Source organism: Shewanella intestini, assembly GCF_018221465.1.
Taxonomy (GTDB): Bacteria; Pseudomonadota; Gammaproteobacteria; order Enterobacterales; family Shewanellaceae; genus Shewanella; species Shewanella intestini.
On record NZ_JAAIKR010000023.1, the window covers coordinates 1 to 12,128 of the forward strand.

Below are 12,128 nucleotides of genomic sequence, written 5' to 3' on the forward strand. Positions count from 1 at the left end.
CACAAGGGATTTAAAATCCCTCGCTTAATAGGCGTGCCAGTTCAAGTCTGGCCTCGGGTACCATTATTAGACTCACTGCAATGTATGTTGTAATTTGAGTGATGGACAATAAAGCCTCGACATTAGTCGGGGCTTTTTTGTATCTACCTTATAAATCTTACCTTATTCTTGCCAAAGCCAAAGCCAAAGCCAAAGCCAAAGCCAAAGCCAGTCGATATATTTCGCTGATGTTGTTAGTCCAAGGCGGTTTACCTCAATCGATAAAGTATTTGTTCAACTAAACATTAAGTGGTCGTGGCAAGCCATGAGTGAAGTATTAGTGTTGTTCAGTATCAAAAACGAATGCAAGGGCTGTGTTAAATAACAAAAGCTGTTGGTAATAGCAGCTTTTGCTTTTTAATTTAGATGACGTAGAGTGATTGACGAAAATAGTGCATGCAATAAAACACAGTAGAGTGTTACTTGTAGTGCTCTGCTAGGGTTAACAGCGCTGATAATGCTTGTTTGTCGAGTTTAGCAATATTACTTTGTTCTTCTAGCACTTGATTTAAAATCTCTTCGCTTGTTAATGGGTTTGCTAAAACAACTCTAAATACCGTTGTGACCTGGCGATGATATTTAGCCGGTTTTATACGCGTACGAGAAACAAAGGATTTACCTTGTTCACGTTGATGTTTTTGAATAAAGCGGGTTAAACGCTCTAGTTTGTCATTAAATTGCTTGAGTGCACTTTGATCGTTTCTTGATAACGCTAACGCCATTTTTTGCTGCACTATAGCAGGGACAAAGCGGTAGGTTAATAAACACAGTTCAGGCTCAGTGACTAATTCAAAGTCGGGGTTGTCTTTAATGCGTTGAGCAAAATAACGGGCTTTTTCAAGACTGTTGTTTATCAGTATTTCATAGCCATCAAGCCCAATAATTTGCAAACAGGCATGAACTAACATAGCCATACCTGGACGTGAACCTTCAAGGGTCTGGCTGCCTAAATCTTTTGAACCTATACGTAATATGTATTCTGCATGGTGGACAATGGATTGTGCCAATTCCGGATCTTTGAATAACACCATGCCAGCGCCCATTGGGACATACATTTGTTTGTGGGCATCAATTGTAACGGAATCAGCACGCTCAATACCGTTTAATAGATAACGGTACTTATTCGATAATAAACTCGCACCGCCCCAAGCAGCATCAACATGGAAATGACAATCAATTTTTTGTGCTAGGTCGGCAAGTTCATTTAATGGGTCAACATTACCGGTTTCAGTGGTTCCTGCCACGCCAACAATGGCCATTATACGAATATTACTCGCAGTCAGTTCGGCCGCTTTTTGCCTCATCATGTTAACGTCGACCTTATTATTGGCATCGGTAGGTATGCTAATAATATTGTCCCTGCCAATGCCAAGTAAGTCTGCGGCTTTTCCAAGCGAGTAATGACCGCGCTCTGAAACCAAAATGGCTATATCGTCATATCCGTAGTGTTTTAATGCGCGGTGCAAGCCTTGTTGGTTGATACCTTTAAAGTCACCTTGAGCCTTGAATAGGCGGTTTCTGGCTATCCATAATGCAGTAATATTCGCAACGGTGCCACCGGAGCAAAATGCACCTAGTGAATGACTGGCACTATGCATTAGTTGTTGATAGAAGCTTGGCTGTTGTTGATAAACAAGGTGGTGCATCATTCCCAATACTTGACGTTCCAGTGGGGTGAATGCTTTTGATGTTTCAATTTTAACTAAGTTTTGATTTAACCCAACCATCATCTTTGATAAAGGTAATACAAAGTAGGGCAATGCTGATGTCATGTGACCAATAAAACTTGGTGCGGCGGTATGTACCGAGTGAGCAACCAAGTTTTGCATGATTTCATCGGTGTAATCGGAGACAAACTTAGGTTGAGTTGGAATTTGATGTGCTTGGAAATCTTTTTCAATTAAGCTAAGTGGCTTTTCTAATGCGGCAATACTTTCCCCAAGAAAACCGGCTAAATCTTCAGATAGCTTCTGTTCAATAATACTCAGTGTGGATGTTTCGTCTTCTGGCGCAGTAAAAATGCGTAATAGGCTATCAGCTGAAGCCTGTGCTGGACGGGAATGTTTCAAGGTCATCTATTTATTATTGCCATATTTTATCATTACATTGGTTTTGCCATTTATTGACACGATCTAAACCAACGAATTAGGAAGCTAACTTTACTTTATGGGCAAGGTTGCATCAAGTTTTTAAATAATACAGTAGCCATTTTTGGGCAAAGCAATGTTTCTTAAGATGAATATGCTTAGGTGATTGGTACTTGTTACTCGGTAAACATTTAGTAGATGAGGGATATTTTTTATCAGCAGTTAAGTTGCTCAATGGTTAGGTTGTTATTCCTGATGCGATTAACTGATGATGGCCACTTAATCGCAAGGTGCTATAAAAGAAAAAATAGGGCAAATGTACTTTGCCCAAAGTCAATAAAAGTATAATTCACTTGTTAATTTTATGTTAAAAATAGTATTTATTCAAGTGTTATAAAAAAACCAGCACAAGGCTGGTTTTTATTGGAGATGTTAATAATGAAATTAGCTTATAGCTTATAGCTAAAGCTTAACATTACCATATGGGCATTGTAGTCATGGTTTAGACTGCCAAAGGTTAATACATTATCAATATTAGTTTGGTCAATGCTGTTAGATGGATCGTTATCAACATAGTTTTCCATAATATAATCAAAACGCAAGCCTAACTTTGGTGTCGCTTGATAGGTTGCATAAGCATTAATGTTATGGGCTTTTGCGTAGTAATTACCGTAATCGCCAGTAATTCCTTGTATTACTTTGGTACTTGAATCTGAGCGAGAGAAGCTATAGTCCAACCCTAAGCGCATTTTACTGTCTAATAAGTTGTCATACATCACACCTACACCAGCAACATTAACTTCATCTTCAACATTTGAGTACCAATTTGGCGTAACGCCATTTGAACTTCCAGCTTGATTAGAGTTAATCGTTTGATAGCTATAAAAGGTATTGGCGGAAATATCTTTAGTAAAGGCATAGTAAAGATTGATGTCATAGGCGCTGTCATCAGAGTCAGTTAAACCAATTTGGGTATTATTGTAATCGTCTTTAGCGTATCTAGCCCCAAAATCAATATTTAAATTATCAATAGGGTTATGGTTAAAGCGTGCTTCTATTTGAGTACGGTTGCGATCTGCTAGGTAATACTTACGTAACAGTTTATTTTGCTCAGCAGAAGTCCATTGAGAACTTTGGTATTGCGAACCGTCACGTTGGCCGTAGCTACCTTTGACCCACATATCCCATTGGTCAAATGTGGTAACGCGTAAACGTGCCCATAGGTTGTTTTCATCAGTGGTTTCACGGTCTTGGTAACTACGTTCATCACGCTTGAAGTCATAGCCACCATCCAGTTTCAGGTCGCGACTGAGACGGTAATTAGCAGCAAGTTTTACCCGTTGGTTAGTTGAATCATAAGGTGTGTTGTAAGCCGCTGTTCCATTAACGTCATTAATACTAATTTGAGTCCATTGTTGCACTTGGGTATTGTTGTCACGATCGCTATAGTCGTAGCTTGCACTTAAACGTAAGTCACGATTATAACGATGATTTACCTTCAGGCTCATCGAAGTGAGATCAACGCTTGCATCTAATGATTGTGCTGGTAATTGATACCCGTACCCCGATGTGCTGAAATCTTGATCTTGAGTTAATTTACCAAGCATTAATCGACCCGATACCGTAGTCGCATCTTCTTTATAACGCCCTGCTAGTGAAACCGTGTGGGCTTCATTGTCTGGATCGAGTGATAAATAACCGCGAGTATCGCCACCAAAGGTAGGTAAAAAAGCACTGTCAAAGCTAACTTCATTGTAATTATTTTTAAAAAAAGAACCTGAATAATTAAGGCTGGTGAACCAGTGTTCGCCACGTAGTTTTATGCCAGCATCTAAGGTGTCAGTGGTATAGTCAACAGGCTCTGCAATCATCATTGAGCGGTCATGAATACTGCCTGATGCTTGCTTAGTGCCAGTTTTCTCTTCCCGTTGGAAATTAATGAAGGTCGATACCATTGAAGTGGCTTGATATTCAAGCCCTAAACCTGTGCGTTGGCGCTGTTGCTTTAGTTCAATAGGATTAACACTTGAGGGTAATTCAGTCATTCCAGCGGTGGTGGCAGCATAAACCCAGTTACTTGGTAACGTTAGGTTGTCTCCGCCAATACCAGAGTATGGACTAAGAGCCGTGTTCGATTGATATGATGCTAAACTGCGATAATTTACGTTTAAGTTATACTCACTTGCCTTACCGACGTTGATATCGAGACGCCCGTTATCTAAACCTAGGTTGTGTGCCTCAATATTGGCAGCGTAACCGGTTTTTGATTGATAGCGAATATCAGCATCTAGCTTACCTGCTAATTCATTTTCACTGCCAAAAGCATTGGCAGATTTTAGGTCGCTTTCACTATTGTAGCCAATGCCAGCACCCACTTGTCCAGTGTATCCTGTTTCGACTTTACAGCCTTTACAAACCCATTTATCGAACTTCACTTTTGATGTATTGGCATTTGCTATGTCATAACCACCAGCCATAACGGCAAAACTGGTATTAGCAAGTAAGGCTAGGGTAATTATATTTAATTTAGTTTTCATTAATCTATCTCCTAACGTTGCAATAATTTGCCAGATGGATGATTAGAACCATGGATTTGGCTATGACAATTCAAACAACTGCGACCACCAGTAAATGCATTGTCGTTAACGTTAGAGCCTTGTCCAGTATTACCAAAATTAGGATTTCTTGCATGACCACTAGTATGACATTGCTGACATAATTGAGGCGCTCGTGTGTTAAGCATTCCTTCATTTACACTGCCATGAGGGTTATGACAACTGACGCAATTGTCCGTGACAGGTGCATGCTCCCATAACTTAGGACCACGTTTTTCCGTATGACATGAATAGCATGTTTCATTAATGCTTGGTTTTACAAGATCAGAGTCTGTGTCAGTGCCATGAGGATTATGACAATCGCTACAGGTCATTTGGTTCCATTTTAGTGGATGGCTTGAGCGTTTATTCATGTCAGCTTTTTCTTTGACATGACAACTAGTACAAACTGAGTTCTCTGTTTGTTTATCTAAAATCGGGTCTTTAGCAGTATGAATGCTGTGACATGAAGCGCAGGCAACATCGGCATTGTCATGGTGACTGTTGTCCCAAGACATACGTTTATCGTCAAGGTGACAACTCATACAAACACTGTTTTGTTTTTCAGCGCTTAATGTTGAGTCTTTACCGAAGGCAATCATTGGTTCTTTGCCACCGCGGTTATGTTTGCCCATTGGACCATGACAAGCTTCACACTGTAAGCCTGCCATAGGACTTTTTGATGAAGTAATTTCACCATGTTTGCCCTTGAAAATATCCATCACCTTTTCAGAACGACGATGGCACATTAAGCAAGAATCTGCGCCTTTTGGCGAATATTTTCCTTCAGCAAATTTTTTGTCTAATGTTGTCTCAACTTGCTCAGGGGTCATTTTTGAATCCCACTTAGCCGCTGTCGCGGTGTTAGCAACGCCGAGGGTAAATATTGCAGAGACTAAAAGGGGGAGAAGTAGGGTGGTAGCTTTTGTTGTTATCTTCATAATAGGTTTCCTTTACTTGCACAGTATTTAGTGAAAGCGGGGGAGATAACTCCCCCTATTTTCCATAACTCTTTATTTTTAAACGTAACCTTAAGAGTTGCGCAAGTTAAAACTTCATTGAAGTATGGTCAGCAGGTGTTGGTGCATGGCAGAAGAAACATGTTTCTAACTGAGCTGCATCATCAACGGCTTGTTTGTCATCACCATTTACAATGGCACCTTGGGTTTCTACGTGAGCTTTGAATGCATCCAAATTATGGCTATGACAAGAAGCACAAGTCGCAGCTATTGGTGTTGAATACTTACCTGCATCAGTTGCCATTGCACCTTTAACTTTGAATGCATCAAGATTAAACGTGGTATGACATTGGCTACAGTTCATTCCTTTAACAACAGCGTAATCACCTTGGCTGTGCTCTTTATGTAACTTCATTTCTAAAGCGCCCATATTGGCACCACCGGCATAAGTACCATCTGGTGTATGACAAGCTGTACATGCATCAACGCCAATGATAGGTTGACCGTTTTCATCTTGACTGTGAGATAACTGTTCAGTCATAACAAATCCAACGTGATGTCCACCTTTATGGACTGGGAACCCAGCCGAGTGACAACTTGCACAAGCTGTGAAGTTAACGGAATCAACATGACGCATGCTTGGCGCATCACCAGATAACGTTGCAAATGCCATGTCAGCTTTCATGCTGGTATATTTAGTTAAATCATTACCGTCAAAGTCTGGGTCGGTACAATTAACAAATTTACCGTCTTCAGAACACATGCCCCAACCAACAAAAGTAAATGCGGTTTCATCATCTTTTCCTTGAGCGCCAAGGTTTAGATCCTTACTGGTGGTGTAGATTAACTTACCATCTTCAATTTTAGCTTTAGGATCAATCACGCCATTTTTAATAGCATTAATATAGTCTTTGCCGTTATAACCTAAGGTGACTTTATTAGGGCCCACGTTAGTAACAACTTCAATACGTTGGATCATCGAAGAAAGCGTATTAATATCAACTTGTTCACCTTCAGCGTTAACAACTTGGATACTAATGGTTGCGGCTTGTGTTGTTGCATCAATAGTAGAAGCAACATGCAACCCGTACTGATTAATCAGCGCATTTGTGCTATTGGCTTTACCAGTGTGAATTTCTTCTGTCCAAGTTGCACTGTGACAAGCAATACAATTTGAATTATCAGTTTGTTTTGGATGGCCTTGACCGTTTACAAAGTCGACGTTGACATGACAACTTGAACAGGTTTCCATGGTTGGCATTTGAGTCCAATTTTGCCACTCACCTAATCCTTCTTTTTCAACGTGACATGATTGACAGTTGTTTTGAATAAGGTGCTGTGCAGCTTCACCATCATATTCGTTACCATATTTGTCTTCGAAGGTTTTATTGGTATTGTGAATATTATGGATTAAGTGATTCCATTGTTTGTCTGGACTCATTGAACTGCTGTGACAAGTCGCGCAAGTTTCTTCTTTGTAATAGCTACTATGACGTCGAGTTAATGGCTCTGAATCATTATGACATTTAGCACACACTTCATGAGAAACGATATTTTTGGTGTATTTTGCTTTGTAGCCTTCGCCATCAAAGTCTTTAACGATTTCTTGACGAGGAACCGCAGTTTTACCATCAAGTAATGTTGAATCTTTTCCGCCAGCGTATACGTTATATCGTTGAGTTAATTGTGCATTAAAGCCTTCAGGCTTAATGGTAAATGTATAGGCTCCTGTTTTATGATCAACAAAAGCGTCAGGACCTGATTCGCGCGCGGTACGAGTCCATTGGGCACTGTTACCTGCACCAGAGGCATGTGCTGGCGTTAATTGGGCAATGACTATGCCTAAATCTGATAATCCGACAACAGGTTTGTCATCTTCATTTGTAGCAAATACTTCAATAGTAGGAACGCCATCGTTGTAGGTGACGTTTGTGACATCTAAATGTAAGTCGTTAATGCTTTTGGCTGGGTCTACACTTGGTAGACCATCTGTTCCGTCTTTTCCATCGCTACCACAACCCGCTAATGCAAAGGAGCTTGCAGCAATGAACATTGCTATTTTTGTGTATTTTGTCATCATCATCATATTTTCCCTATTAGAGATAAAACATAAGCTTAAATACAGTTTTTCAATATCGTAATTGTCTTAAGCAATTTTTAATATTCAGTTAAGCTAATGTCGAAAGAAAATCTAAATTAATATTACTTCATGTCGTTCTGTAAATCTGTAAATGTTACCTAATAGTGTGAACTAAACCTATCTATTTATAAAGAGGTATATGAGTTGTGTGGTTATATTTAATTATAATGTTAATTCTCTTTTGGATTAAGGAGATTAGCAGAAAAAAGAGGAAGTTTCCTTCCTCTTAAGTTGAATTGTACTAAATCTTTATTTGTAGTTTATTGGGTGTACTTTATCAACTCCTAAAGATTTACCTTCAGCATGACAAGTGGCACATGTTTCGCTTCCTGGAGTGTAGGTTCCTGGGGCGTCATTTGCAGCGCCACCGTTGCTGCGAATATGTGACACTAATGAGTCTTTAATGCCATGGCAACTAATACAAGTAATTGCGATAGGTGAAAACTCAACAGGAGCGGTATCAAACGTTGACGTGGCGGGTACCTTGTCTAAACCATTCATCGATAACTGACCTTTGTCATGACACGTAGCGCAGTTACCAATATTTTCAGGGTAGCTTATTCTTTTATCTTCCCCGACATCTTGGTTAGCACGCTTGTTAGCATGTAATGAATGAATTAATACTTTAAATTCAGAGTTACGGTTAAATGGTTTGAATTTATTATTAATTGGGTTATGACAAAGTTGACATTCAACTTCAAAGTTAGCGTACTGGCCGTTATGATGCATTTGACCACCAAATTTACCAAGGTACTTATTGTCATGGCATTTAGCACAAGCTTCATTACTAATTACAACTCGACGAGCTTTTACATCTGCCGTTGCTGCTAAATTAAATGGTACCGCTTTTCCGGCAATAACAGCAGGGTTTCGTGCTTCATTAGTCCCTTGTTGGCATTCAACACCCGCTAATGTGTCACGATCTACGCACATGTTAGTGGTGATAACCGCAGTTGCTGCAAGTTGTATATCACTGATAGATGGCATAAACATTTCTTTATAAGTAAAGGTATTGCCATTAACACTAATAGGTTTTTTAAGTTTCAAGTCGTATGTTTGTCTTTGCTGGCTATTACCGAAATCCTGTTCATTACCAAAAGCCAGCGTTAAATAACTTCTGCTTAATCGTGCATCTTCATTTGGGCTTACCACTGTACCCTTGCTATTAATTTGTACGTCGAAAGTTAAGTAACCAAAAGGAAAGCTACTTGTAGGAGGAGTAAATATTAAACTTTGAGGCAGTAATTTTGCACTATAAGCCGCCGCTGCATTTGTTTTCGCTACTGCATCAGTAAAGTGATGCGCCGCGCCTTGTTCTCCTTTTTCAACATGACAAGTTGAGCAACTAGTTTCAGACATATATTTGTCATGCATATCAGTTTTGATTTGCTCAGGGTCGGTTGATTTAGAGTGACAAGAACCACAAGCTATTGCATTGTGGAATTTAAAGTTGTCAGCGTCGACAGGGCTTTTAGGTTGGTTTTCTTGGTGACAGACTTGGCAATCATACATGTCAGCAGGGAAGGTGACGTTACTATAGTCGTGTAATCCCCCCTTATAGCCTGCAATGACATAATCACTTTTATGTACCTTATGGACCATATAACCAAAGTCTAATGGTGAGCCTGTTTCAGGATCAGCTGAATAACTATTATGACAAACTTGGCAATTTTCTAATGCAATACGTTTACCACCATGCAGTGCGAGTTTGGGTGCCCAAGAATGATCATAATCGCTGCCATGACAACGTAAGCATGATTGCTCTAAATTATTAACAGTTCGAGTATCTTCTGCTGCAACGGCTTTGCCAGTGACAGGATCAAAGTCAAAATGAGTATTGATCAGTTTGTTGGCATCACCATCTGTTCGTAATTCAAAAGTAATTCTGTGAGTTAATGTATTGTCAAAAGTTAAATCTAACCCATCAATAGGTTCAATGTTAGTGAGGTTAGTTTGCATGGTGTAAGTATATTGACCTGGTACATCACTTGCTGCTAAACAATCTTGTTTACAACTACTTTCAATTGTTGCTTGAATTTGAGCTTTAGCTTTGTCTTCGTAACCTTCAGGAATATCTTTAACTACTGGTTGGACAATATGGTTAATGTAACTTTTCCATTGCAGTGTTTTAAAACCTTTGCCATTTTGTGGAACTAATTTAGCAATCCCAACACCGAGTGTATCAACGCCACTATATGTTGTTAAATCTAAAATAGGGACGCCGTTAGCGTCTTCTAAGTCAAAAAATACTTTAACAGTACCTTCATTTATTTCGGTTGCTGTTATATCTAAGTTAAAACTGGTTGCTTGTCCGATAGATTGTCCAACGATTGCATTTTCACCGTTAATACCATCTTTTCCATCATCACCACAACCACTTAAGGCTAAGGCCATCAACCCGCCACAAATAAACGTTTTTGTTATTTTGTTCATTTTCATTATTTTATCCCTATTACTTTTTAGTCATCATTCTAAAAAATAGAGTGTATGTATTTGTATCAGGGGTGAGGTTAAATTAAATGTGGCAAAATGTAATATCTGTAATCAATAGTTGTGATTAAGGTTCAATTAATACTTTTATGTAGCCTTGGGTTGTGTTTTGGTTTTCCTTTTGGTGGATTCGATGTTTTTGGTTTTAACAATTTCTAGGTGATTCATGCGTCGTTTAATAGCGAAAGTTATTTTCAATATCGAAAATAAATATGGCTGAGTTAATATACAAAAATCTGTTGTGATTGTTTCGATGTTAAACAGAGCGGTATTTATGTTCGAAGAAAATTGAATTGTTTTTGATTATTAACCCAGATCGTACAATCCCTATTCAGTTAATTTATAAAAAGATAAAAAAGTGTAATTTGGGCTTGATCAACAGCAGGTGGTAGTGGATAATCCATCGCGTTCAAGTATGAGTATTACTTGAAATCTATGGTGACTCTAGGGTCCCCTCGCAACGATAACTTGTGAACTCGGCCAGGCCCGGAAGGGAGCAACCGCAGCAGGCGACTCGTGTGCCGGGGTGTGGCTCTAGGGAAACCTCCAAACTCTAGATTATTCCTTCGATTCTAATTCCTTTTGTAATTTTTCTTTAAGAAACGCTCTTGATTTTATCAATGCGTCGTAAATTTCATCACGCATTTTTTGTAATTCATCAAAATCTTCAAAAAAGTAAGTATCAACTAAATGTCTTATATAACGTACAGGCAATTGATTTAACGTAACGCAGCATAAGTCTGCGATAAACTCTTCAGGTAGTTCTTCCATTAATCCTTCATCACGTAAAATATCCATTAGCAGGACTTCATAATAATTACGTATATCTAATTGCATAAATCGCTCCGTTGATTTTGGCTACTGAGTCTTTTTAACACATCTTGGTGACTGTACAAAGGATTTAACATTAATGAGATACAAAAGGGTATTTGAACCGGGTATCTTTTAGTGAGCCATATTGTAATTTTTCAAATACAGTGGGTGTCATGGTTAATGTATGAGTTGTTGGTAACGAACAATAAGAAGTGTTAACCGATATGTATTAAAAAGAACATGATGGCTCTCATTTAGCGCCAGTTTGGAATGACTGGCGTTAAATGGAAAATGATTAAAGTTGTTTGATGGCCCAACTCATAAATTCTTTCTTTGTTTTTTCATCAGCTTGTTGCCACCAATATTGCAACATTTGTTGTGACTGGTTTTTAGTTGCCTGATGAGTGGCGCTTTTAGTTGCTGTTACGGCATTGGTAGGGGCTGTTTGCGCTGCAATTGCAGATGTCGTAATAACGGGTGGGGTTGAATGCGTTGCTGCTGAATTTGAGGTTGCCTGAGTAGAAAGTTGATCAAAGTTGTTAGAATTTCCGCCGTTAAATAATTTACCAATAAATGAGTTTTCTTTTAGGTTTGTTAGCTCTACCACGTAATTAACGGTGCCTTTATCTGCGCGTTTGATCAGTATTTGTGGTTTTTCAGCGAACTTATTCGGATGAAGAATGTTATTCCCATTAGGTGTTTGTAGTTGATATTGGTGGTCGCCATCAACTGTTAATGTAACGATAAACGGTGCTGATTTCACGAAAGTCTGGCTATCGCTGAAGTCATCTTCAACTAAGTCGTGATAACGAATAGCAATTTTATGTTCGCCATTAGTTAATGCTAAATCGGCTTGATGCGTGAACATATTGGTTTTAATTTCTTGTCCATCTAATGCAAGATATTCAAACGACATTGGGATTGTTAAGTTAGCAGCTAATACACTGCTTGAGGTTAAAAGGACGATGAGTGCGGCACTGGTTTTAGCAAAAAATTTCATTAGAGT

The 12,128-nt window shown here is 39.0% G+C and carries 8 protein-coding genes and 1 other RNA gene; 2 read left to right on the plus strand and 7 right to left on the minus strand.

Going from position 1 to position 12,128, the window contains the following annotated elements; genetic code table 11:
* Positions 1-101 precede the first annotated feature (101 nt).
* Positions 102-281, plus strand: coding sequence for a hypothetical protein (locus tag G3R48_RS16405; RefSeq protein ID WP_153662340.1), 180 nt, complete (start codon positions 102-104; stop codon positions 279-281).
* A gap of 177 nt (positions 282-458) precedes the next feature.
* Here G3R48_RS16405 and panP read toward each other — a convergent pair whose 3' ends face one another.
* The 5 genes from panP to G3R48_RS16430 form a co-directional block, all read right to left on the minus strand.
* On the minus strand, positions 459-2,114 hold the full coding sequence (gene panP, locus G3R48_RS16410; RefSeq protein ID WP_153662338.1) for a pyridoxal-dependent aspartate 1-decarboxylase PanP: 1,656 nt from the start codon (positions 2,112-2,114) through the stop codon (positions 459-461).
* Positions 2,115-2,575: 461 nt separating this feature from the next.
* Entirely contained in the window at positions 2,576-4,663 is a 2,088-nt protein-coding gene (locus tag G3R48_RS16415; RefSeq protein ID WP_153662336.1) for an MtrB/PioB family decaheme-associated outer membrane protein, read from the minus strand.
* An 11-nt stretch (positions 4,664-4,674) separates the two neighbouring features.
* On the minus strand, positions 4,675-5,661 hold the full coding sequence (locus G3R48_RS16420) for a DmsE family decaheme c-type cytochrome (protein WP_153662334.1): 987 nt from the start codon (positions 5,659-5,661) through the stop codon (positions 4,675-4,677).
* A gap of 106 nt (positions 5,662-5,767) precedes the next feature.
* Positions 5,768-7,762 (minus strand): OmcA/MtrC family decaheme c-type cytochrome, encoded by a 1,995-nt coding sequence (locus tag G3R48_RS16425; RefSeq protein ID WP_153662332.1) that lies wholly within the window; start codon positions 7,760-7,762, stop codon positions 5,768-5,770.
* A gap of 306 nt (positions 7,763-8,068) precedes the next feature.
* Entirely contained in the window at positions 8,069-10,258 is a 2,190-nt protein-coding gene (locus tag G3R48_RS16430) for an OmcA/MtrC family decaheme c-type cytochrome (protein ID WP_153662330.1), read from the minus strand.
* Between the two features lie 495 nt (positions 10,259-10,753).
* Here G3R48_RS16430 and ffs point away from each other — a divergent pair.
* Positions 10,754-10,850: signal recognition particle sRNA small type (gene ffs / locus G3R48_RS16435), an RNA gene on the plus strand.
* A 17-nt stretch (positions 10,851-10,867) separates the two neighbouring features.
* Here the strand turns inward: ffs and G3R48_RS16440 are convergent.
* Both G3R48_RS16440 and G3R48_RS16445 read right to left on the minus strand, forming a co-directional pair.
* Positions 10,868-11,146 (minus strand): late competence development ComFB family protein, encoded by a 279-nt coding sequence (locus tag G3R48_RS16440; RefSeq protein WP_153662328.1) that lies wholly within the window; start codon positions 11,144-11,146, stop codon positions 10,868-10,870.
* Between the two features lie 271 nt (positions 11,147-11,417).
* Positions 11,418-12,122 (minus strand): DUF2057 domain-containing protein, encoded by a 705-nt coding sequence (locus tag G3R48_RS16445; RefSeq protein ID WP_153662326.1) that lies wholly within the window; start codon positions 12,120-12,122, stop codon positions 11,418-11,420.
* Positions 12,123-12,128 lie beyond the last annotated feature (6 nt).

Coding starts and splice junctions, on each gene's coding strand:
- G3R48_RS16415 (WP_153662336.1), bottom strand. CDS start 4,663: ATGAAAACTAAATTAAATATAATTACCCTAGCCTTACTTGCTAATACC.
- G3R48_RS16420 (WP_153662334.1), bottom strand. CDS start 5,661: ATGAAGATAACAACAAAAGCTACCACCCTACTTCTCCCCCTTTTAGTC.
- G3R48_RS16425 (WP_153662332.1), bottom strand. CDS start 7,762: ATGATGATGACAAAATACACAAAAATAGCAATGTTCATTGCTGCAAGC.
- G3R48_RS16440 (WP_153662328.1), bottom strand. CDS start 11,146: ATGCAATTAGATATACGTAATTATTATGAAGTCCTGCTAATGGATATT.
- G3R48_RS16430 (WP_153662330.1), bottom strand. CDS start 10,258: ATGAAAATGAACAAAATAACAAAAACGTTTATTTGTGGCGGGTTGATG.
- panP (WP_153662338.1), bottom strand. CDS start 2,114: ATGACCTTGAAACATTCCCGTCCAGCACAGGCTTCAGCTGATAGCCTA.
- G3R48_RS16405 (WP_153662340.1), top strand. CDS start 102: ATGGACAATAAAGCCTCGACATTAGTCGGGGCTTTTTTGTATCTACCT.
- G3R48_RS16445 (WP_153662326.1), bottom strand. CDS start 12,122: ATGAAATTTTTTGCTAAAACCAGTGCCGCACTCATCGTCCTTTTAACC.